Origin of the sequence: Nitrospina watsonii (assembly GCF_946900835.1) — a bacterium.
Taxonomy (GTDB): Bacteria; Nitrospinota; Nitrospinia; order Nitrospinales; family Nitrospinaceae; genus Nitrospina; species Nitrospina watsonii.
In genome coordinates, this window is record NZ_OX336137.1 from 1,102,105 (window position 1) to 1,122,725 (window position 20,621).

Annotated in this window: 22 protein-coding genes; 11 read left to right on the forward strand and 11 right to left on the reverse strand. The window is 57.3% G+C overall.

The window, feature by feature from the left end; all coding sequences use genetic code 11:
* Positions 1–53 precede the first annotated feature (53 nt).
* Positions 54–434, forward strand: a complete 381-nt coding sequence (locus QML71_RS05020) for a TfoX/Sxy family protein (RefSeq protein ID WP_282010814.1) — start codon at positions 54–56, stop codon at positions 432–434.
* 102 nt (positions 435–536) lie between these two features.
* A complete protein-coding gene (locus QML71_RS05025; protein ID WP_282010815.1) occupies positions 537–905 on the forward strand; it encodes a hypothetical protein in 369 nt (122 codons plus the stop codon).
* Positions 906–932: 27 nt separating this feature from the next.
* Here QML71_RS05025 and mazG read toward each other — a convergent pair whose 3' ends face one another.
* The 3 genes from mazG to hemW form a co-directional block, all read right to left on the reverse strand.
* Positions 933–1,721, reverse strand: a complete 789-nt coding sequence (mazG, locus tag QML71_RS05030) for a nucleoside triphosphate pyrophosphohydrolase (protein ID WP_282010816.1) — start codon at positions 1,719–1,721, stop codon at positions 933–935.
* 59 nt (positions 1,722–1,780) lie between these two features.
* A complete protein-coding gene (locus tag QML71_RS05035; protein ID WP_282010817.1) occupies positions 1,781–2,116 on the reverse strand; it encodes a hypothetical protein in 336 nt (111 codons plus the stop codon).
* Positions 2,117–2,221: 105 nt separating this feature from the next.
* The gene (hemW, locus tag QML71_RS05040; protein ID WP_282010818.1) at positions 2,222–3,358 is read right to left on the reverse strand and encodes a radical SAM family heme chaperone HemW; all 1,137 of its coding nucleotides are present in this window, start codon (positions 3,356–3,358) and stop codon (positions 2,222–2,224) included.
* Positions 3,359–3,448: 90 nt separating this feature from the next.
* Between hemW and era the strand changes: the two genes are divergently transcribed.
* From era to bfr, 3 genes are read left to right on the forward strand one after another with little or no spacing between them, the layout of a single operon-like run.
* Positions 3,449–4,360 carry a GTPase Era gene (gene era, locus QML71_RS05045; RefSeq protein WP_282012577.1) on the forward strand — a complete coding sequence of 304 codons (912 nt, stop codon included), beginning with the start codon at positions 3,449–3,451 and terminating at the stop codon, positions 4,358–4,360.
* Positions 4,347–5,108 (forward strand): type I methionyl aminopeptidase, encoded by a 762-nt coding sequence (gene map / locus QML71_RS05050; protein WP_282010819.1) that lies wholly within the window; start codon positions 4,347–4,349, stop codon positions 5,106–5,108. Before era ends, map begins: the two co-directional genes overlap by 14 nt.
* A 26-nt stretch (positions 5,109–5,134) precedes the next feature.
* A complete protein-coding gene (gene bfr, locus QML71_RS05055) occupies positions 5,135–5,608 on the forward strand; it encodes a bacterioferritin (RefSeq protein WP_282010820.1) in 474 nt (157 codons plus the stop codon).
* A 779-nt stretch (positions 5,609–6,387) separates the two neighbouring features.
* Here the strand turns inward: bfr and QML71_RS05060 are convergent.
* Entirely contained in the window at positions 6,388–7,026 is a 639-nt protein-coding gene (locus QML71_RS05060; RefSeq protein WP_282010821.1) for an L-2-amino-thiazoline-4-carboxylic acid hydrolase, read from the reverse strand.
* A gap of 266 nt (positions 7,027–7,292) precedes the next feature.
* On the opposite strand from QML71_RS05060, the gene thiO reads away from it, so the two are divergent.
* The 3 genes from thiO (at position 7,293) to QML71_RS05075 (ending at position 10,207) form a co-directional block, all read left to right on the forward strand.
* Positions 7,293–8,399 carry a glycine oxidase ThiO gene (thiO, locus tag QML71_RS05065; protein ID WP_282010822.1) on the forward strand — a complete coding sequence of 369 codons (1,107 nt, stop codon included), beginning with the start codon at positions 7,293–7,295 and terminating at the stop codon, positions 8,397–8,399.
* A 65-nt stretch (positions 8,400–8,464) separates the two neighbouring features.
* Positions 8,465–9,838: an adenosylmethionine--8-amino-7-oxononanoate transaminase gene (gene bioA / locus QML71_RS05070; protein ID WP_282010823.1), complete on the forward strand. Its 1,374-nt coding sequence runs from the start codon at positions 8,465–8,467 to the stop codon at positions 9,836–9,838.
* Positions 9,839–10,207: a 6-pyruvoyl trahydropterin synthase family protein gene (locus QML71_RS05075; RefSeq protein ID WP_282010824.1), complete on the forward strand. Its 369-nt coding sequence runs from the start codon at positions 9,839–9,841 to the stop codon at positions 10,205–10,207.
* A gap of 480 nt (positions 10,208–10,687) precedes the next feature.
* Here QML71_RS05075 and QML71_RS05080 read toward each other — a convergent pair whose 3' ends face one another.
* The 3 genes from QML71_RS05080 to bioD are packed head-to-tail and all read right to left on the reverse strand — an operon-like array spanning position 10,688 to position 14,091.
* Positions 10,688–12,343 carry a formate--tetrahydrofolate ligase gene (locus QML71_RS05080; RefSeq protein ID WP_282010825.1) on the reverse strand — a complete coding sequence of 552 codons (1,656 nt, stop codon included), beginning with the start codon at positions 12,341–12,343 and terminating at the stop codon, positions 10,688–10,690.
* A 16-nt stretch (positions 12,344–12,359) separates the two neighbouring features.
* Complete coding sequence (locus QML71_RS05085; protein WP_282010826.1) at positions 12,360–13,382, reverse strand: NAD-dependent epimerase/dehydratase family protein; 1,023 nt, start codon at positions 13,380–13,382, stop codon at positions 12,360–12,362.
* Positions 13,375–14,091, reverse strand: coding sequence for a dethiobiotin synthase (bioD, locus tag QML71_RS05090; protein WP_282010827.1), 717 nt, complete (start codon positions 14,089–14,091; stop codon positions 13,375–13,377). The genes QML71_RS05085 and bioD overlap by 8 nt, the downstream gene beginning before the upstream one ends.
* Before the next feature lie 156 nt (positions 14,092–14,247).
* Here bioD and QML71_RS05095 point away from each other — a divergent pair, with 156 nt between their 5' ends.
* The gene (locus QML71_RS05095; protein WP_282010828.1) at positions 14,248–14,535 is read left to right on the forward strand and encodes a 2-nitropropane dioxygenase; all 288 of its coding nucleotides are present in this window, start codon (positions 14,248–14,250) and stop codon (positions 14,533–14,535) included.
* Here QML71_RS05095 and QML71_RS05100 read toward each other — a convergent pair whose 3' ends face one another.
* Together QML71_RS05100 and QML71_RS05105 are read right to left on the reverse strand one after the other, a co-directional pair.
* Positions 14,536–15,300, reverse strand: a complete 765-nt coding sequence (locus tag QML71_RS05100) for an MBL fold metallo-hydrolase (protein ID WP_282010829.1) — start codon at positions 15,298–15,300, stop codon at positions 14,536–14,538.
* A 10-nt stretch (positions 15,301–15,310) separates the two neighbouring features.
* Positions 15,311–16,210 carry a cation diffusion facilitator family transporter gene (locus tag QML71_RS05105; protein WP_282010830.1) on the reverse strand — a complete coding sequence of 300 codons (900 nt, stop codon included), beginning with the start codon at positions 16,208–16,210 and terminating at the stop codon, positions 15,311–15,313.
* Positions 16,211–16,480: 270 nt separating this feature from the next.
* On the opposite strand from QML71_RS05105, the gene QML71_RS05110 reads away from it, so the two are divergent.
* A complete protein-coding gene (locus QML71_RS05110) occupies positions 16,481–17,068 on the forward strand; it encodes a peroxiredoxin (RefSeq protein WP_282010831.1) in 588 nt (195 codons plus the stop codon).
* A 77-nt stretch (positions 17,069–17,145) separates the two neighbouring features.
* Complete coding sequence (gene surE, locus QML71_RS05115; protein ID WP_282010832.1) at positions 17,146–17,904, forward strand: 5'/3'-nucleotidase SurE; 759 nt, start codon at positions 17,146–17,148, stop codon at positions 17,902–17,904.
* Between the two features lie 282 nt (positions 17,905–18,186).
* On the opposite strand, the gene pnp is transcribed toward surE, so the two are convergent.
* On the reverse strand, positions 18,187–20,292 hold the full coding sequence (pnp, locus tag QML71_RS05120) for a polyribonucleotide nucleotidyltransferase (RefSeq protein WP_282010833.1): 2,106 nt from the start codon (positions 20,290–20,292) through the stop codon (positions 18,187–18,189).
* A 19-nt stretch (positions 20,293–20,311) separates the two neighbouring features.
* The gene (gene rpsO / locus QML71_RS05125) at positions 20,312–20,581 is read right to left on the reverse strand and encodes a 30S ribosomal protein S15 (RefSeq protein ID WP_282010834.1); all 270 of its coding nucleotides are present in this window, start codon (positions 20,579–20,581) and stop codon (positions 20,312–20,314) included.
* Positions 20,582–20,621: the final 40 nt, after the last annotated feature.

Genomic DNA, 20,621 nt, shown 5'->3' on the forward strand with positions numbered 1-20,621 from the left:
TCGGTGTTTTTCTCATACACCGGAAAATTCCGGAACGTTAAGCCGGTTGGGTTATGATGGAACCGGCTGACGCGTCCATCGATCCCATTCAGTCTTCTTACTTCGAGTTGCACATGGAAAACCCCTCCTACATCGATTTTGTGTTGGAGCAGTTGCAGGGCCTGGGGCCGGTGCGCGGCCGGGCCATGTTCGGCGGTCATGGTTTGTACCGCGACGACGTGTTTTTCGGCATCGTTTACGAGGGCGTGCTCTATTTAAACACCGATGAGGCGTCGCGTCCGCAGTACACCGAACAGGGCATGCAACCGTTCCAACCCCGGCGGGGGCAGACGCTCAAATCGTATTACGAAGTTCCTACCGAGGTACTGGAAAACGCCGATACGTTGGTGGAATGGGCCGGGAAAGCCGTGCGCGTGCCGGATCGCAAAAAGTGAGGGGCAGCCCATTAAAGTGGAGACGTTTTGATGAATGGGGCATCTAAGGTTTTAAGGCGTGGGCCCTGCCGGTCCCTGCCAACTTTATAAAACGAGGTGGTTATGAAACTCACTCCGGGTAATTGCTGGGCCTATGTGCTGCTGTTGATCGTCACCGCCGGGTACAACGTGATGGTGATTTCCGGGCTGGCGCTGCTCAACCAGCATCTGGAAACCATCGCGCCGGTGGCGCACTGGCCGCACATCACGGTGGTGTTCGCCAATGAAGGCACGGTGATGCTGTGGGTGGCGCTGGGCATTGTGTCTTTGATCGGCAACGTCGCATGGGGGGTGCACCGTGCGGGCGACACGCGCAACCTGGCACCGCACGCGCTGCCCATGTTCTGCCACCTGGCTTGGATCGTCGCCTGCTCACTGTGGCACATCGCCGGCGCCATCGCCCCGTTCATCCTGATGGGCGAGCATCTTTAAGGTTAAGAAGGGGAGGGGATGGATGGGCTACGATTTCTTTTTCGATTCCTGCCAGTAGCGTTCCATTTCTTCGAGAGGCGTGTCCTTCAGCGTCTTGCCTTGCTTTTCCACCTGTTCCTCAATGTGATGAAAGCGTTTCACGAACTTGTTGTTGGTTTGCCTGAGGGCTTCTTCGGCATCGAGTTTCTTAAAGCGGGCGACGTTGGCCAGCACGAATAGAATGTCGCCCAATTCGCTTTCCACGTGCGCCGCGTTGCCGTCCCGTACCGCTTCCTTGAACTCGGCGATCTCCTCATCCAGCTTGGCGAACACCTCATCGATCCGGTCCCAGTCGAAACCGTGCTTGGCGGCCTTCTTCTGTAATTTCTGCGCGCGTTTGAGTCCGGGCAAGTGCAGCGGCACGCCGTCCAGCACCGACTGGTGATCGCGGCTGGCTTTCTCCGTTTTCTTGATCTGTTCCCATTGATCGACCACCTGATCCGGCGTGTGCAGTGCGCCTTCCTTGAAGACGTGTGGGTGCCGCCGCACCATTTTCTCGGCGATGTTGTGGACCACGTCCTTGATGTCGAATTCCTTCTGCAACTCGGAGATCTTGGCGTGAAACAGAATCTGGTACAGCAGGTCGCCCAGCTCGTCCTTGATTTTTTCCGGATCGTTCTGGTCGAGCGCTTCCAGCGCTTCGTAGGTTTCCTCGACGAGATAAGGTTTCAGCGACTCGCGGGTCTGCACCCGGTCCCACGGACAACCGTTTTCTCCCATCAACCGATCGACGATGGCGACCAGCTCTCCGAACGCTTTGGCGGCGTTTTCGTTCATGTTGCCTTCCTTTCCGAACTTAGGTCACTGTCAGGGAAATACAATCACTGTATATATTATTAGATAAATGCGATTATTATTGCTCCCCAGGCTATGATAAATGCGGTAATAGATACAAAAAATACCGGTCGGCTTTTATTCAATCCATACCACAATAAAGAACCCAATATGGAATAATAAATAGAATTAAGGAAGGCAGAGAAAAGTATTAAAAAAACAATTGAATCTTCTGAAGAGGCTCCTATAGAACCCATAGAGGCTGGAAAGAAAAAAATATACAAAATAAACCCAAACCCTCCCAAGGGGGCAGAGTTTAAAGCCGCAAAGTGGAATAGAGAAAATACTATAGCTAAAAGAAAACCAACTATTGCAAAAACTAATACAAATTTTTTCATTTTAAATTCCTGTAGCAAACCTTATTCAATTCATTAAAAAACTCTTTTGACTCAATATTGTCCGGAGCATCCATCCTTAAAACTCAGTTGTTGTATTGGAATGGTTCATTCGATGAATTCGAGAATGACCGAGTCGGCGAGAAACAGGCCCCGGGGCGACAAGGCCAGGCGATCGCCCTGCATCAAAATGAGATCTTGTTTCAGCAGGCGTTCGAGGACCGGGCCGTACACCCGGCTGAACGGCACGTCGAAGCGCCGTTCGAACTTCGGGATGCTGACGCCGCGCTTCAAGCGCAGGCCGAGCATCAGCGTTTCGCCCATGGCGCGGCGGGCGTCGAGGGTTTCTTCGGTCTGCACGGCGTGACCGTCTGTTTTGACACGGTCGATGTAATGAGCCGGTGTGTTGAAATTTTTGAAGCGCACGCCGTCCAGGTAGGACGAGGCGCCTGCGCCGAGGCCGAGGGTGTCGCCATTCTCCCAGTAAATGATATTGTGGCGGCTTTCGCGGCCGGGGCGGGCGAAGTTGGATATCTCGTAATGGTCGTAGCCCGCCTGCTGCAACCGTTCGATGGTGTATTGGTACAATTCCAGCTGAAAGTCGTCCTCCGGCAGGGTCAGTTGCCCCGCTTCGTGCAGTTTGTGGAAGGCCGTGCCCGGCTCGATGGTCAGGTTGTAGGTGGACAGGTGTTCCGGATTCTTGGCGATGGCTTGTTCCAGATTGTCCTGCCAGCGTTCCCGCGTCTGCCCCGGCAGGGCGAACATGAGGTCGAGCGACAGGTTGTCGAATCCGGCGGTGCGCGCCCGTTCGACCGTCTGGTGGATCTCTTCGACACTGTGGACGCGGTCGAGAGCTTTCAACTCGTCCGCGTCGAACGATTGCACGCCGACGCTGAGGCGGTTGATGCCGGCGGCACGCAGGCATTTGAGATTTTCCGTTTCGACGGTAGAGGGGTTGGCTTCGGTGGTGATCTCGGCGTCGTCCATCACCTCGAAATGGCGTTTGCAGGCTTTGAGGATGCGGATCTGATCGCCCGCCGGCAGGGTGGTGGGGGTGCCGCCGCCGAAGAAAATCGTGCCCACCCGGCGGCCTTGCAACCGGGGCGCGTAATGCCGTATTTCATCGATCAGGGTCGGCACATACACCTCCCGCTCCGCCGCATTTTCCGGATGCGAGTTGAAATCGCAGTAGCCGCATTTGTGCAGGCAATAAGGAATGTGAATGTAGAGGCCGATCGGGTCCATTACTTTAACGACTTGGTTTCTGGTTTCACCTATAATACAATCTAACGTTTTCGGCGTATAGCCCGCATTTTCTCAAGGAGTGACCACAACATCACCACCAACGACCCAGGATTCAAGTCCGGTTATGTGAGCCTGATCGGCAAGCCCAACGTCGGCAAATCGACGCTGCTGAACCGGCTGGTTCGCGAAAAGATCGCCGCCATGTCGTGGCGGCCCCAGACCACGCGCAACAAAATCACCGGCATCTGCCATCTGGAGGGCGGGCAGATCATCCTGATGGACACGCCAGGCATCCACAAAAGCACGCGCAAGCTGAACGAAGTGATGGTCAAAACCTCGCTCAGCACCTACGGCGATGTGGACCTGATCCTGTTCATGATCGACGCCCGCCAGGGGTTCGGCGACGAGGACGCGTTTGTGCTGGAATCGATGCAGCAGTCGCGCACGCCGAAAATTCTCGTGATCAACAAGATCGACCTGATCCCGAAGGCGCGCATTCTGGAATTGACGGGCGCGGTGAACGCGAAGGAGACGTTCATCGAAACCGTGCCCATTTCGGCATTGAAGTCGGATGGACTGAAACTGCTGGAGCAGGTGCTGCTCAAACACCTGCCAAAAGGCCCGCGCTATTTCCCGGAAGACATGATCACCGACGCGCCGGAGGAATTTCTGATAATGGAAATCATTCGCGAAAAAGTGTTCAAGCTGACTGCAATGGAAATTCCCTATGCGGTGGCGGTGCTGGTGGAGAGCCTGCGGGAAGGAAAACGCGGAATGTTGGTGATTGATGCAACCATTTTCGTAGAAAAAGCATCTCAAAAGAAGATCGTCATTGGCAGTGGGGGGACTTTGCTCAAGAAGATCGGCACCCACTCGCGTGAAGAAATCGAGCGGCGGCTCGGCAACAAGGTATTCCTCAATCTATTCGTTAAAGTGAAAGAGCGCTGGCGCGATGACGTCCGCGCCTTAAAGGAGTTTGGATACACACATGGTCTCCATTAAAACGGATGAAGAAATCGAAAAGATGCGGGTGACCGGGCAACTCGCCGCCGAAGTGTTGGTGATGATCGAACCGTACATCAAGCCCGGCGTGACGACGGACGAGCTCAATCGGATCTGTCACGACTACATCATCAAGAAGGGAGCGATCCCGGCACCTCTGAACTACCGGGGATTCCCGAAGAGCATCTGCACATCGGTCAACGATGAGGTGTGTCACGGCATCCCCTCCGACCGCAAGCTGCGCAATGGGGACCTGGTCAATCTCGACATCACCACCATTGTGGACAAGTATCATGGCGACACCAACAAGACGTTTTTTGTCGGATCGCCCCGGAAAAACGCGGCCAAGCTGACCGAGGCCACCAAGATCGCCCTGCACAAGGCCATCGACGTGGTGAAGCCAGGTGCGCGGCTGGGTGATATCGGCGCCACCATTCAACAGTATGTTGAGAAGCAGGGCTATTCCGTGGTGCGCGAGTTTTGCGGACACGGAATCGGCATCAAATTTCACGATGAACCCCAGGTGCTTCACTTCGGCCAGTTTGGACAGGGCATGGAGTTGAAGCAGGGAATGACGTTCACCATCGAGCCCATGGTCAACATGGGCGGCCGCCAACTGCGGATCCTGGATGACAACTGGACCGCGGTCACGTTGGACGGCTCGCTGTCTGCACAATTCGAACACACCATTCTGGTCACCGAGGATGGAGCGGAAGTTCTGACCCGAACCGAAGGAACCACATTTTAAACCTTAAACGTTGAAGGAGAGCGATCATGAAAGGTGATAAAAAAGTCATCGACGCACTCAATGAACTCCTGACTGCGGAACTGACCGCAATCAACATTTACTACCTGCATTACAAGATGCAGGAAAACTGGGGGTACGAAAAACTGGCCGAGCACAGCAAGGCAGAGTCGATGAGCGAAATGAAGCACGCCGCTCAATTGATCGATCGCATTTTGTATCTGGAAGGCGCCCCCAACATGGCCCGCTATGATGAAGTTCCTGTGGGCAAGAACTGCGAGGAGCAACTGCAAAGTGAGTATAAGTATGAGAAGAAACACGTGGACAACCTGAAAAAACACATCCGGCTGTGCCTGGACAAAAACGACTTCGGCACCAAGGAAATCCTGGACGGCATTCTCGTGGAGTCGGAAGAAGGTTGCGACTGGCTGGAAACTCAGTTCCAGCGCATCCAGGATGTGGGCATTCAGAACTACCTGACCGAGCACATGAAAACGGAATAGGCATTTCTCACAAAGGTCCCTCCTCACACAACAGTCAGACTTGTATGAATTACGGCGTCCGGAGAGTACTCTCCGGGCGCTTTTTCATTGCCTCCTTTTATAGACTTCCCCTCCGTATAGAGTCGTCCCAAACCAACTCCAACCCCCATTTGAGGCCCTGATTACGCCCCCATGGACCCTCGTAAGTTATTATATTTAAATGACTTTATAATTATGTTGAAAAAATGTTGGGATCTTGTTGACATTCGTTCTCAATTCCGTTAATAATAAAGGAGTGAATTTGATAATGAATTTCAAAATCTTTGATTGAGGGAGGCGGTCTTCCCATGATGAGTCGGGATAAATCGATAAAGGTTTGCCAAGGGCCGGGCTGCAGAGCCTGGGGGTCGAAAAGTGTGTTGCGTACCTTGCAGTGCCATTTTCGGCAACATCCCGAAATGATGGGGCAGGTAGGGACCTCACGGTGCATGGGCCGTTGCGGAGGTGGCGCGGCAGTGCAGATTGACTCCCCGGATCGAGTTGTCAAGGTACGCAAGGTGGAGGAGATCCTTCGCAAGTTGTTGCGTATTTTCTGAACGCACATTCCAACCCAGATTCGAACACGCAGTTTGCCAGGAAAAAAAAGCCGGCTTCCCTTTAGGGAGCCGGCATTTTTTTATGGGGGCACTCGCCTTTGTAGGGCGATGTTCATCGACAAGGTCGAAGGCATACTGGGTTGACGCCGGGAGGGAAGCCGCCCGGGATGCCCGGAAGTGGGGAGGCCGCAGCCGTGTCGCGGGCTAGTCGTCCTGGCCCGGGGTGTAGCGGAACTGGCAGAACGTGCCCAGCTTCGAGAAGGTATTGTTCAATTTCAGGGTCGCGTAGTCGGTGCGGGCTTCCGCCGGGATGCGGTCGAAGTTGCAGGCGGTTTCAATGTAGTCCGATCGTCCGAACCGGATGAAGAAGCTGTGGAACCAGCAGGCCTTCATCTTGAACTGCCATTCCGTTTCGCTCGCCTTTTTGGTTTCCATCTGGAAATGCCGCCAGCTGAAGTAATCCTCCATACGCGGCGCGTTGTTGTCCACAAACGCCTTGAAGGGGTTGTCCGTAGCTTTTTCTTCCGCCACCTGGGCATCGGTTTCCGGCGCTTTCCAGGCCGTCAAGGCTTCGGTGATGATTTTGCGCGACTTGATCAGGTTGATGTTGTAATCGTCGAGGGCATTGTGACAGGTGTAGATGAACAGCCCGAGGGTGGTGAAGTACTGTTCTTCCTCCGAGAGCGTGTCGCCGTCTTCAAACTCCCACAATTGATTGAAGTGGTTACGAATGCGGTCAAAGTCAACCTGCGGGCCGTCCACCTTCAGGTGAGCCAGCATCGGTTCAATGCGGTCGGAAGCTTTCGGGGTCTGTGTTTCGGTCTGTTCGGATTTTTCTGACATGGTCCACCCTGAAAAAATCGTGATGAGAATTCCTTGCCGTACCGCCACAACCATTCAAAACCGAAGGTTTCGGAAAGCTGGGAAGGAATACGGAGACACTTCAAAAAGTACCACATCCCGCGCTGTCAATTCAAGGAAACTCCCGCCTCATCCTCAGGCCGCCCTTTTCCGGAATCCATACAACGCCGGGGTCTTGTTATGGTCTGCCCTTGAAAAGTCGTATACAATGGGCGCTGAAACCGAATCAGGAACAGGGATAAACGCAGATGTCGCACAACGACGTGGTGATCGTCGGCGCCGGGGTCATCGGCCACAGCATCGCCTTCAAAATAAAGCAGGCCCGCCCCGGCTGGAGCGTCGTGGTGCTGGGCGATCCCATGCACTCTCTGGCCGCCTCGCGCGCCGCTGCGGGCATGCTGGCCCCATTCTGCGAGTGCCGGGAGGCCAACCGTTTTTTCCATTTTTGCCGCGAGTCGCTGGACAAGTATCCCGATTTCATCCGGGACGTTTCCGCCGTGAGCGGTATCGGGGTGTACCTGTCCACGGACGGCTCCATCATGCCGGAAAACTCCATCGGCGAGCAGTGGGACGAACGCCTGCAATTTTTTAAAGAGGAAAACGTTCCGCACGCCGTCTGGTCCCCCGCCACCGTCCGTGAAAAACTGCCGCACCTGTCGCCGCATGTCGGCGCCTGCATCTGGGTCGGCGAAGCGCAGGTCAACAACCGGCAACTGCACGATGCGCTGGCGGCGGCTTCGGCGAAACTCGGCGTGACGGTGGAGACGGCGAATGTCACCGGCTTCCGCCGCGACGACTCAGAGCTGTTCGCCGCCGTCACCGACACAGGCGAGGTGACAGGCAAACGGTTTGTGCTGGCCGCCGGAAGCTGGTCGCAGCAACTGGGCAGCGTGCTCGGCGTTTCCCTGCCCGTGCGCCCGATCAAGGGCCAGATGTGCCGCGTCGATGTCGATGACCTGACACTGGCGTACACCATCCACGGTCTGTGCACCTACATCGCGCCGTGGCGGCAGGGCAATGGCATGGTGCTGGGTTCGACCATGGAAGACCGGGGCTTCGACGGGTTGATTCAGGACGACGTCATTCAAGCCATCATCGACCGCGCAGCGGTGATCCTGCCCGCCCTGAAAGACGCGCCGCTCATCGAAACCTGGGCGGGGCTGCGTCCCGCCGCCGAGGACCGCATGCCGGTCATGGGAGCCAGCAGCCGATTCCACAACCTGTTTTATTCCACCGGACACTTCCGCAACGGCATCCTGTTGACGCCCAATCAGGCCGACTACATGGCCGGGATGGTGACCGGAGAGATGCCGGACCGGATCGCCGAGTTCGATCCGGCGCGTTACGGTTTGTGAATGAGGTTTGATGATTTTTTATGAACGCCACACATGAGTCATAGTGTGCGAAGGAATATCCTGGTATGACACTGCCGCGCTCCACAACCCAACGCGACGAAGACCTGATCCGCGATTTCCATTATATCTGGCATCCGTGCACGCAGATGAAGGATCACGAAGCGGAGCCGCCGTTGTTGATCGACCGTGCGGAAGGCTTGCACCTGTACGACCGCGAAGGCAACCGCTACCTGGATTGCATCGCGTCGTGGTGGGTCAACCTGTTCGGCCACAACCATTCCCATATCAATCAGGCCATCACCGATCAGTTGCAGAAGATGGCGCACGTCATGTTCGCCGGCATCACGCACCAGCCCGCCGTCGATCTGGCGCACAAATTGATCGAATGGTCGTCGCCGAATCTCAGCAAAGTTTTTTTCTCCGACAACGGTTCCACTTCGGTGGAGGTGGCGCTCAAGATGAGCCTGCAATTCTGGGCGCAGACGGGCAAGCCGGAGAAAAAGCGCTTCGTCTATTTGAAAGGCGCGTACCACGGCGAAACGCTGGGCGCGCTCTCCGTGTCCGGCATCGACCTGTTCCGCAACCGCTTCGAGCCGGTGCTGATGGACAACCTTGAGGTGGAAGGACCCGACTGCCTGCGCTGTCCCTACGGCCTCACGCGGGACACCTGCAAGGCCGAGTGTTTCGAGCCCATGGAGAAGGCGCTGGTGGAAGAACACCAGAACATCGCCGCCGTCATCGTCGAGCCCTTAGTGCAGGGCGCGGCGGGGATGAAGATGTACCCGCCGGTGTATCTGGAAAAACTGCAAGCCACCTGCGAGACCCTGCGCGTGCACACGATTTACGATGAGGTCGCGGTCGGCTTCGGCCGTACCGGAGGGCTGTTCGTCTCCGAACAACTGCGCCACAAACCGACGTTCCTGTGCCTGTCGAAGGGCATCACTTCCGGTTACCTGCCGCTGGCGGCGACGCTCACCGAAGACCGCATCTACCAGGCGTTCTACGGCGATCACGACACGTTCAAGTTGTTCATCCACAGCCACAGTTACAGCGCCAACCCGCTGGCCTGCGCCGCCGCCAACGCCACCTTTGAGCTGTTCGCCGCAGACGGATTCTGGGACGCGCTCAAGGAGCGTATCGCCACCCTGAAAGAATGCGGAGAAATGTTAAAGGAGTTGCCGTGGTGCGGCGAGTTCCGGCAGACGGGACTCATCGGCGCGTGCGAATTGGTGCGCGATCGCGACACGCTGGCGAAGTTCCCCATGACGCAGAGGGTGGGGTATCAAATCTATAAAAAGGCGTTGCAGCGCGGGCTGTTCCTGCGTCCCCTGGGTGACGTCGTTTATTTCATCCCGCCGCTGGTCATCGATCCCGAAACCATCCGGTCGATGGTGACCACGGCGCGCGACTGCATCCACGACGTGTTGAGCGAGGTCTGAATGTACGAAGTCTATATCACCACCCGGTTCTCTGCCGCGCACCAGCTACGCGGTTACGACGGCCAGTACGAAAACCTGCACGGTCACAACTGGACGGCGAGCGTGACTGTGGAGGCGGAGGAACTGGACGAGATCGGCGTCGGCATCGATTTCGTCGAATTGAAAAAGAGGGTGGACGACTATCTCTCGAAACTCGATTACCAGAACATCAACGAAGTGCCGCCGTTCGACACGCAGAACCCGTCGGCGGAGAACATCGCGCGCTGGCTGTTCCAGCAATTGGAAGCGTCGATCGACAAACAGCACGCCCGCGTCAAGCGCGTGGAAGTGTACGAAACCCCGGAAAGCGGCGCCGCGTATTTTGAGTGATGTGCCTTTTTGCAAACAAAACATAGATTCTGCGTCACCTGCGGCTCCTTAGAATGACAGGCCAAACCAAAGTCTGTCATCCTGAACGAAGTGAAGGATCTCTGTTTTCTTTTTATGTGGTTCCACTCCGGGCATACGTATCATTCAATCTCTTCCATGCGTTCACGGTCTAGGGCTTAGACCTGTGTCCGCACAAGGGAATCTCATCGTTCACCCTCACCCCAGCCCTCTCCCATCCAGGGAGAGGGTGTATTAAAAGTTCCTTCTCCCCTTGCGGCACTCCAGAGTGACAGGCCAGGATGCGGGAATGACTGTTCCTCCTGCGGCTTCTCAGAATGACATGAGTCAAGCTCTCGATAAAGATAGACAACCACTTTGCCCCCTCCCCTTACCAAGGGGAGGGTTGGGGTGGGGTTGCCTTTCCGGACTGCATCGGTGTCATTCTGGGCGAAGAAAAGAATCTATGTGTTGGTTTGCCGTTTATTTAATCCCCTCAATATGTCCATCGACGACGTCGATGTGCTCCGCCTGCGGATTCCTTGGCAGGCCGGGCATGCGCATGATCTCGCCCGTCACCGGGATGACGAATCCCGCGCCCGCCGACAGTAAAATCTCCCGCACCGTCACGGTGAATCCCAGAGGCCGGCCGTACAGCTTGGGATCGTCGGACAAGGACGACTGCGTTTTGGCGATGCACACCGGTAGTTTGTCGTAACCCCATTTCTCCAGGCTTTTCAGATCGCGCTGGGCTTTTTTGCTGTACTCGATCTTCTCCGCGCCGTACATGCCATGCGCCACCTTCCAGATTTTGGTTGGGATGTCTTCCGTCCAGTCATAGAGCGGGTGAAACGGATCGGGAGTTTTCTCCGCGTGTTGCATCACCACCTTGGCCAATTCCACCGCCCCGTCGCCACCGTTCGCGAAATGATCGCTCACCGCAAATGGCACCTTCAGTTTGTTTTCGCAGTGTTCGCGCACGATCTGAATCTCGGCGTCGGTGTCGGTGTCGAAGCGGTTGAGGCAGACGATCGGCGGCTCGCGGAAGCGTTTGATGTTCTCCACGTGGCGGTCGAGGTTGACCAGCCCTTTCGCCAACCGTTCCGGGTCGGGGGACGTCAACTCGTCCTTCTTTGCGCCGCCGTGCATCTTGAGGGCGCGGCAGGTGGCGACCAGCACCACGGCGGCGGTGTCGAGTCCCGCGCTCACGCACTTGATGTCGAAAAACTTTTCCGCGCCGAGATCGAAGCCGAATCCCGCCTCCGTCACCGCCCAGTCGGCCAGCCCCATGGCCATCTTGGTGGCGATCACCGAGTTGCAGCCGTGGGCGATGTTGGCGAACGGTCCACCGTGGATGAACGCGGGCACGCCTTCGGTCGATTGCACGAGGTTCGGCATGAGTGCGTCTTTAAGAAGCGCCGTCATGGCGCCGGTGGCGTGGAGCGAGTCGGCGGTCACCGGTTCGTCGTTGTGGGTGAAGGCGACGAGAATGCGCGCCAGCCGTTTTTTAAGGTCGTCAAAGTTTTCAGCCAGGCACAGGATGGCCATGATCTCTGAGGCGGCGGTGATGTCGAATCCCCCTTCGCGCGGCACACCCTGCAACACGCCGCCCAGACCGAGCACAATGTGGCGCAGGGCGCGGTCGTTCATGTCCATGACGCGCCGCCACTGGATGCGGCGCGGATCGATCTGGCTCATGCCTTCGTGGTAGATGCGGTTGTCGAGCATGGCCGAAAGCAGGTTGTTGGCGGCGGTGACGGCGTGGAAATCGCCGGTGAAGTGGAGGTTGATCTCGTCCGCCGGATGCACCTGGCTTTGGCCGCCGCCGGTGGCGCCGCCTTTCATGCCGAGGCACGGTCCCAGCGACGGCTCGCGCAGGGCGAGGCACACCCGCTGGCCCAGTTTTTCCAGCCCCTGGCCCAGGCCGATGGTGGTCGTGGTCTTGCCTTCTCCGGCGGCGGTGGGGGTGATGGCCGAGACGAGGATCAGTTTGCCCTTCGGCGGGTGTTTCTCCAGCACGCTCAGGCGCACCTTGGCCTTGGTGTGGCCGTAAGGCACGAGGTCGGCGTCGCCGATGCCCAGGCGGGCGGCGATTTCGGTGATGGGTTGCAGCGGCGGGGTTTGGGAATCGGATTGCATGCGGCCTCCTCTTCGATTACAACCAGCGATTTTTGCGGTACCAGTCGAGGGTGCGGGTCAGCCCTTCCTGCAAATCATACTGCGGGCGAAATCCGTACGTGTCAAAAAAACGTTGCGGCGATGCGGTCCACGCGCCCTGGTCGATGTCGCGCACGCGCTGCCGGTCGAGCAGCGGCGGTTCTTTGCTGAATTTCGAAACGGTTTCCGACAGAAACGCCAGCGCCGTGAGCGCGGTTTGGGAAATGACGACGCGCCGCGCGCGCACGTTCAAGATCTCCATCACCGCCTCGGCCACCCGGTCCCACGAGTAACATTCGCCGTCGGTGACGAACAGCACCCGGTGCGTGGAGGGCGGTTGCGCGGCTGTAAGCAGGATGGCGCGCACCAGGTCGTCGATATAAATCAACGACAGAATTTTTTCCTTGCGACCGATGTGCACATTCCAGCCTTTATGGATCAGCTTGATGTAATCGAGCAGATTTTTATCGCGTTCGCCGTACACGACAGGTGGACGCAGCACGACGATGGGCAGGAATCGCGAAAAGGTGAGGGCGATCACCTCTCCCGCCAGCTTGGAATGACCGTAGCCGGAAGCCGGATTGCAGGGAGCGGCTTCGTCGATCGGCGCATCGATGGGGGACGGACCGGAGGCGGCGATGCTGCTGAGGTGCACGATGGACCGGATCTGCCTGCCGTGTGCGAGGCAGGCTTCGTACAGATGCGTGCAGGCGCTGACGTTGTTGCGGTTGAAATCGGAAAGAGAACGTGCCCGCACCGTGCCTGCCGCGTGGAGCACCACGTCCACCTGGCCCAACAACTCGCGGTAGCTGGCAGGCTCCAGCAGGTCGCCCGTGTGGACGTGGACGCCGTCGGCGTCGAGTTCGTGTGCGCGGTGAAGGCTGCGCACCAGTGCGTGCACCGTGCAGTTTTGGGCGAGCAGAGCTTCGATCAGGTGCGAACCGATGAATCCCCCGGCACCCGTCACCAGCACGCGCGCGCCGTTCAGGTCGGGTGCGCCGGTTTTAGGCGTGTCAGCCATCGAGCAGGGCGGGCAGGTTGATCATCTGTTCCAGATGCGCCAACAGGTGCGGGGTGAAGCTGTCGGTGGACAGGTCCTCGATGAACGGGATTCTGCCCAGCACCGGCGTTTTCGACAGATGCGAGACGAGGGCGGGTTGCAGGGCTTCGACATCCGTCAGCCCGTCCTGCTTGCGGTCGCTGAACATCACGCCTTTGACCGGAATACCGCGGGCATGGAGCGCGTCGAGACTGAGCAGGGTGTGGTTGAGCGTGCCCAACTGGAATCCGGCGACGAGGATGACGGGGAAACCCAGTTCCTCGATCAGGTCGATCACATGATAATGCGGCGTGATGGGCACACGCAGTCCGCCGACACCTTCCACCAGCAAAGGATGGTAGCGCGCCGCCAGGCTGCGGCACGCTGCGACCAGCGCGGCGGGATCGATTTCCATGTTCTCGATCTCGGCGGACTGGTAGGGCGCGGCGGGGGTTTTGAGCCGCAGCGGGCAGATGGCCTCCAACGGTTCGTCGAGGCCGGAACACTCCAGCAGGAATTTGGCGTCGGAGTTGGCGGACGAACTGCAATGAGTGTCCACGCCGGTCTCGACCGGTTTGATGAAGCCCGCGTTTTGCCCGTGCTGGCGCAACAGGGCGAGCAGGGCCGCTGTGACCACGGTTTTGCCGATGCCGGTGTCGGTGGCGGTGATGAAGTATCCTTTGGCGGCCATGGATGAGGGTCTCCGTGAATAAACCCGTTCATTGTAGGCAAGGCTGCGGGACTTGCCAATGCCATTTTAATCCCCCGGTCCCTTTTCAGTGCCCCGGCCTTTTGCTATACTTTTCCTGTTGGAGCCATTTAAAACGTAGAACGTCAAAGGCCTTGTATGAGCAACAAACTTGAAATTCTATGTCCGTGCTGCGAAGCCAAGCTGCAGGTGGACCAGAAGACCGGGGAAGTCGTCTGGAAAGAGGAAAAGAAAAAGACGATGTCGTCCCTGTCGGACATGGTCAAGGGCCTCGACCAGCACCGCAAGGAAGCGGAAACGCTTTTCAAAAAACAGAACGAAATCGAGAAAGACCGCTCCCGCCTGCTCGATGAGAAGTTCAAGGAAGCGCAGAAACACGTGGACAAGGACAGTCCCAAACCCCTCCGCGATTTCGACCTGGATTGATCAGGCCTCAATCTCCATCCGGTCGTAAGCCAACTCCACATTTTCCGGCAGGGCCCGGTTCACCGTCGCGTGGTCGAACTTGTGGTTGATGTGTGTCAGGATCGCCCGTTTGGGCTTCAGCATGTCGATCGCCTTCAACGCGTCGTCCAGGCAGAAATGCGTCGGGTGCGGATCGAACCCCAGTGCGTTCAGCACCAAGACCTCCAGTCCTTCCAGTTTTTCGCGGCTGGCATCCGGAATGCCGGAGCAGTCGGTCACATACGCGACGTCGTTGATGCGGTAACCGAGGATGGTCATGTTGCCGTGGGTGATGTCCACCGGCTGAATGGTGAGGCCGCCCAGTTCGAACGGTTCCGGTTCGATGACGATGGGGTCGAGTTGCGGGATGCCGCCGCCCATCGGCTTGTGGCCGTTGAAGATATAATTGAAGTTGCGCCGGATGGCTTCCAGCGTCATGGCGTTGCCGTAACAGGGGATGACGGTTTTGTGGAAAAAGTTGAAGACGCGCAGCTCGTCGATGCCGTGCACATGGTCGGCATGGTGGTGCGTGTAGAGCACGGCGTGGATGCGGTCGATATCGTTATTGAGGCACTGCTGGCGCAGGTCGGTGGAGGTGTCGATCAACAGGTTGAAGCCGTCGTTCTGCACCATCACCGAGGCGCGCAGGCGTTTGTTGTGCGGGTCGGTGGAGAGGCAGACCTCGCAGCGGCAGCAGACGGTGGGCACGCCGGTGGAGGTGCCCGTTCCCAAAAAGACGAGTTTCATGGCAGACCGTTCAGTGTTTCATATCACACAAAGCTTCGGACGCACTGCACGGGCTGAACTCAAACTGGATGGTCGAGTGGGTGATGTTGAACCGGTCTTTCAGCAAGACTTTTATTTCCTTCAAGGTATCTTCCACCTGAGTGACTTTGCTGTTGTTCACCAATGCGTGCGTGCTGAGTGCGTAGATGTTCGAGCAGATGCACCACACGTGCAGTTCGTGAATGTCTTCCACCGCCGGGATCGACGTCAATTCCCGCTCCACGTCTTTCAGCGAGATGCCGCGCGGCACCCCTTCGAGCAGGATGTGGACCGAATCGGCGATGATGGACCGCGCGCCCCACATGAGAATCAGGGAGATCAGCGCGGCGATGGCGACATCCAGAACGTACCATTGAGTGTACCACATGACCACGCCGCCCAGCAGCACCGCCACCGAGGCCAGGGTGTCGCCCAGCACGTGATAGAACGCGCCTTTCAGGTTGAGGTCGTGATGGTGGCCGTGGCCGACGGAGTCTTTCAGGAAATACACCACGCAGAGATTGGTGGCCAGCCCCAACAGCGCCACGGCCATGACCGTCGGCGTGTGCACCGGCTGCGGCGACTGGAACCGCTCGAAGGCCTCCCAGAGAATCCATAAAGCCATTGTAAACAATAAGATACCGTTCAAGAGGGCGGCGAAGATCTCCATCCGGTGGTAGCCGTAGGTTTTGGTATCGGTGACCGGTCGATCGGCAATTTTGAGCGCCAGCCAGCTGAGGCTGAGCGAGAAGACGTCAGTGAGCATGTGGGCGGCGTCACCGAGCAGGGCCAGGCTGTTGGCCAGGATGCCGCCAACGACCTCTGCGACCAGCACGAGGGAGGTCAGTAGAATGGCCAGTTTCAATTTATTTTGAACGAGGTTCGATTTCATTTTTTGAAACTTTGGAGAGGCAGGGGCATCTAAAACTTGCAAGCGACGCCACATTCCAGAAAACCCAATAGGCTCTAGCAATATCAAGAGCTTTCTCATTTTAGGTGGAGCCGGAAAGCCTGTCAAGGCGATCCCTGTGCTGCCCTGAAGCCGGGTCGGGGTCCGCCGGACGTCCTTACAATCCGCCCATGCCCGAATTTGAAGACACACAAACGTTTGTGCTACATTAATATCTTTTTTACCCAACATTTTTAGAAAGAGGAGTCAAACATGGCGACATTAGTTGCAAAGCAAGCCCCCGATTTTACTGCTCAAGCCGTCATGCCGGATGGGAGCTTCAAGGAGATCAAACTCTCGGACTACCGTGGAAAATACGTGATCCTCTTCTTTTACCCGCTGGATTTCACCTTTGTCTGCCCGACGGAAATCATCGCGTTCAGCGACAAGATCGACGACTTCAAAAAGCGCAATGCCGAAGTGCTGGGTGTTTCCATCGACAGTCATTTTTCGCATCTGGCCTGGCGCAACACCGACCGTAAAAAAGGCGGTCTGGGCAATATCGGTTACCCGCTGGTTGCGGATCTGGATAAAAACATCAGCGCGTCTTTCGACGTTCTGGCCGAAGGGGGCATCGCGTTTCGCGGCTTGTTTTTGATCGACAAGGACGGCGTGGTGCAGCACCAGCTCATCAACAACCTGCCTTTGGGCCGCAACATCGATGAAGCCATTCGCATGCTGGATGCCTTGCAGTTTCATGAAAAGAACGGCGAAGTGTGCCCGGCCAACTGGAACCAGGGGAAAGACGGCATGAAGCCCGGCCCGAAAGAGTCGCAGGAATATTTCGAGAAACACAACTGAACATCCAAGAGCTTCTTTAGAAGACCTCTTGCTTGCTGGCAGGCGGAACCCGTGGGCTCCGCCTGTTTTTTTTGCTTATGATTATTCTGACCAATGACGATGGGTTTTATGCCGCCGGCCTTCAGTCCATGTGGCGGGAGTTGTCGCCGCTGACCGAGGTGCTGATCGTGGCGCCGGAGAGCGAGCAGAGCGCCGTCGGCCATGCCATCACGCTGGCCCAGCCGTTGAAGGCGCATGCGGTGAAAGACCAGGAACACGGGCTGATCGGTTACGCGGTCACCGGCACTCCGGCGGACTGCGTGAAGATCGCCGTCACCGAGCTGTTGGAGGAACCTCCCGATCTGGTGGTTTCCGGTGTCAATCACGGCGGCAACATGGGCACGAGCATCATTTACTCCGGTACCGTTTCGGCCGCCACCGAAGCGGCGACCATGGGCCTGCCTGCCATCGCCGTGTCGCTGGACTCCTGGGAGAGCCGGGACTTCAGCGTGGCAACGGAGTTCATCCGCAAGTTGTATCCGCTGGTGATCGAAAAAGGATTGCCGGAAGGCGTGTCGTTGAATGTCAATATTCCCGCCGTGCCGCGTGATCAAATACAGGGCGTGGCGGTGACCCGGCAAGGCAAGTCGCGTGTCATTGAAAAATTCGACAAGCGCGTCGATCCGCGCAATAACATCTATTACTGGTTGGCGGGAGAGATGGTGTTCATGGAAGTGGAAGCGGGCACCGATTGCGAGATGGTGCGGGAGAACTACATCAGCGTCACGCCGATCCACTACGACCTGACCCGGCACGATGCGCTGGAGCGCATCCGGGACTGGAAGCTGGAGTTTTGAGGCGCGCGGCGTGCAGCAAAATAAAAACATAGATTCTTCGCTGACGCTCAGAATGACACGTCAGGTTGGGTTGTCGTTCTGAAGAGCCGCAGGCGATGAAGAATCGATGTCGTGGTTTTACCCCACTTATGCAAAGGCCTCCTTGGTAAGGGGAGGGGTCATTAAAGGGGGACGGCTTTGCGTGTGGGCGCAATGAATGCGGGAGAAGCAAAGCTGTAAATAAAAAACGGGTTCATGGCGTGTGCCATGAACCCGTTTTCTGTTTGATGAGGTGTCGAACGATTACCGCAGTGCCGCGGCGGCTTCGTCGCGCATGGCCTCTTTGCGGCTCAGCTTGACTTTACCGTTGCGGTCCACGTCGATGACCTTGACCACGATTTCATCTCCTTCGGAGATTTCATCGTTGACCTGCTTGATGCGGCGGTCGCAGATCTGCGAGATGTGAACCAGTCCGTCGGTACCCGGAAAGATTTCGACGAAGGCACCGAAGTCCATGATCTTCTTCACCTTGCCCATGTAAATCTTGCCGACTTCGACATCCTGCACGAGGTTCTGGATGATGCCGATCGCCTTCTGGGCGGCGGCTTCGTCCGCCGAGGCAATGGTCACCAGACCGCTGTCCACGATATCGATGGAGACACCGGTTTTGTCGATGATGTCGCGGATCACCTTGCCGCCCGGTCCGATGACGTCGCGGATCTTGTCCACCGGGACGGTCATGGTGGTGATGCGCGGTGCGTACTTGGACATCTGCGGGCGCGGTGCGTCCAGCGCTTTGGTCATCTCGCCCAGAATGAACACGCGGCCTGCACGCGCCTGTTCGAGAGCCTGAGCCATCAGCTCCTTGGTCAGGCCGCTGGCTTTGATGTCCATCTGCAGGGCCGTGATGCCGGCATCGGTTCCCACCACCTTGAAATCCATGTCACCGAGGTGATCTTCGGTGCCGGTGATGTCCGACAGAATGGCGATCTTGTCATCCTCTTTGATGAGGCCCATGGCGATGCCCGCCACCGGTTTTTTGATGGGGACGCCTGCGTCCATCAGGGACAGGCTGCCGCCACACACCGAAGCCATCGACGACGATCCGTTGGACTCCAGAATGTCGGAGACGATGCGGATGGTATAGGGAAACGTGTCCCGGTCCGGCAGCATTGGAGCCAGGCCCCGTTCCGCCAGCATGCCGTGGCCGATTTCGCGGCGGCCCGGTCCGGAGATGAATTTCACTTCGCCGGTACAGAATGCCGGGAAGTTGTAATGCAGCATGAACGTCTTGGTGCCGCGGAAATCCAGCGTTTCCATGCGTTGCTCGTCCGACGCGGTGCCCAGCGTGGTGGTGACCAGCGCCTGCGTTTCGCCACGGGTGAAAATGGAAGACCCGTGTGCCCGCGGCACGAAGCCGGTCTGGCAGGTGATGGGCCGGATTTCGTCCGTCTTGCGTCCGTCCACCCGGACTTGTTTTTCCAGGGTCTGGTTGCGCATGACGTTTTTTTCCACGTCCTTGAAAAAGCCTTTCAAATCCGCCGCGATATCTGCATCGTCTTCCGGATTGAACTGTTCCTTCATGGACTCTTTCAACTGGTCCGTGGCGTCCTGCCGTTCCTGCTTGCCACCGATCTGCATGACTTTTTCCATGCCCGGGGTGAGGAAGGCGACGACCTTGTCGCGGAGTTCAGCATTGACCTCCGGGGTTTCCATCTTGATCTTCTCTTTGCCGATCATGTCACGCAGTTCCACCTGCATTTGGACCAGCGCCTTGATGTGCTCGTGGCCGAAGGCCAGAGCTTCAATCATGGTGGTCTCGTCCAGTTCCTGAGCGCCGGCTTCGACCATGACGATGGCGTCCGCCGTTCCGGCCATGACCAGATTGAGATCGCTTTCCTGAATCTGTTCCAGATTGGGATTGACCAGGAATTTGCCTTCCTTGTCACGCCCAACGCGCACACCCGCCAGGGGCGTGTGAAACGGGATGTCGGAAATGGTCAACGCCGCCGAAGCGCCGGTGATGGCGGTGACGTCCGCCGGGTTTTCCTGATCGTGGGAAATGACGAAACAGACGATCTGCGTTTCGTTCTTAAAACCATCCTCGAACATGGGACGGATGGGCCGGTCGATCAACCGGCAGATCAGCGTTTCGGGATCGGAAGGCCGTGCCTCCCGTTTCAAAAAGCCGCCGGGAAAACGTCCCGCAGCGTAGGTGCGTTCGCGGTAATCCACAGTCAGCGGAAAAAAATCGATCCCTTCGCGGGCGCTCGATGCCATGGTGGCCGTGACCAGGACCATGGTGTCGCCCTGCCGGACCACAACGGATCCGTTGGCCTGTTTGGCCAGCCATCCGGCTTCCAGCGACAGGGTTTTGCCGTCCAAGACGGTCTCTACCTTCTTTTGCATTCACTTGTCTCCAGTAAAATTAGCGTCGGATACCCAGATCCTCAATGATCTTCTGATATCGTTCCAGGTCTTCTCGTTTCAGATAATCCAAAAGCTTGCGCCGCCTGTTGACAATACGGATCAACCCCCGGCGGGAATGATGGTCTTTCCCGTGGGATTTGAAATGGTCATTCAGGTAATTGAGGCGCTCCGTGAGCAGTGCGATCTGCACTTCGGAAGACCCGGTGTCTTGATCGGTTACTTTGTACTTCTCGATGATGCTTTGTTTGCTCTCCTTCGTTAATGCCATTGCTGACACCTCCTTATATGGTTCCCCTTGCTGTCGGAGA

Excerpts from the sequence above, each read along its gene's own strand:
- QML71_RS05020 (WP_282010814.1), top strand. The coding sequence starts at position 54 with ATGATGGAACCGGCTGACGCGTCCATCGATCCCATTCAGTCTTCTTAC.
- QML71_RS05025 (WP_282010815.1), top strand. The coding sequence starts at position 537 with ATGAAACTCACTCCGGGTAATTGCTGGGCCTATGTGCTGCTGTTGATC.
- mazG (WP_282010816.1), bottom strand. The coding sequence starts at position 1,721 with ATGAACGAAAACGCCGCCAAAGCGTTCGGAGAGCTGGTCGCCATCGTC.
- QML71_RS05035 (WP_282010817.1), bottom strand. The coding sequence starts at position 2,116 with ATGAAAAAATTTGTATTAGTTTTTGCAATAGTTGGTTTTCTTTTAGCT.
- hemW (WP_282010818.1), bottom strand. The coding sequence starts at position 3,358 with ATGGACCCGATCGGCCTCTACATTCACATTCCTTATTGCCTGCACAAA.
- map (WP_282010819.1), top strand. The coding sequence starts at position 4,347 with ATGGTCTCCATTAAAACGGATGAAGAAATCGAAAAGATGCGGGTGACC.
- bfr (WP_282010820.1), top strand. The coding sequence starts at position 5,135 with ATGAAAGGTGATAAAAAAGTCATCGACGCACTCAATGAACTCCTGACT.
- QML71_RS05060 (WP_282010821.1), bottom strand. The coding sequence starts at position 7,026 with ATGTCAGAAAAATCCGAACAGACCGAAACACAGACCCCGAAAGCTTCC.
- thiO (WP_282010822.1), top strand. The coding sequence starts at position 7,293 with ATGTCGCACAACGACGTGGTGATCGTCGGCGCCGGGGTCATCGGCCAC.
- bioA (WP_282010823.1), top strand. The coding sequence starts at position 8,465 with ATGACACTGCCGCGCTCCACAACCCAACGCGACGAAGACCTGATCCGC.
- QML71_RS05075 (WP_282010824.1), top strand. The coding sequence starts at position 9,839 with ATGTACGAAGTCTATATCACCACCCGGTTCTCTGCCGCGCACCAGCTA.
- QML71_RS05080 (WP_282010825.1), bottom strand. The coding sequence starts at position 12,343 with ATGCAATCCGATTCCCAAACCCCGCCGCTGCAACCCATCACCGAAATC.
- QML71_RS05085 (WP_282010826.1), bottom strand. The coding sequence starts at position 13,382 with ATGGCTGACACGCCTAAAACCGGCGCACCCGACCTGAACGGCGCGCGC.
- bioD (WP_282010827.1), bottom strand. The coding sequence starts at position 14,091 with ATGGCCGCCAAAGGATACTTCATCACCGCCACCGACACCGGCATCGGC.
- QML71_RS05095 (WP_282010828.1), top strand. The coding sequence starts at position 14,248 with ATGAGCAACAAACTTGAAATTCTATGTCCGTGCTGCGAAGCCAAGCTG.
- QML71_RS05100 (WP_282010829.1), bottom strand. The coding sequence starts at position 15,300 with ATGAAACTCGTCTTTTTGGGAACGGGCACCTCCACCGGCGTGCCCACC.
- QML71_RS05105 (WP_282010830.1), bottom strand. The coding sequence starts at position 16,210 with ATGAAATCGAACCTCGTTCAAAATAAATTGAAACTGGCCATTCTACTG.
- QML71_RS05110 (WP_282010831.1), top strand. The coding sequence starts at position 16,481 with ATGGCGACATTAGTTGCAAAGCAAGCCCCCGATTTTACTGCTCAAGCC.
- surE (WP_282010832.1), top strand. The coding sequence starts at position 17,146 with ATGATTATTCTGACCAATGACGATGGGTTTTATGCCGCCGGCCTTCAG.
- pnp (WP_282010833.1), bottom strand. The coding sequence starts at position 20,292 with ATGCAAAAGAAGGTAGAGACCGTCTTGGACGGCAAAACCCTGTCGCTG.
- rpsO (WP_282010834.1), bottom strand. The coding sequence starts at position 20,581 with ATGGCATTAACGAAGGAGAGCAAACAAAGCATCATCGAGAAGTACAAA.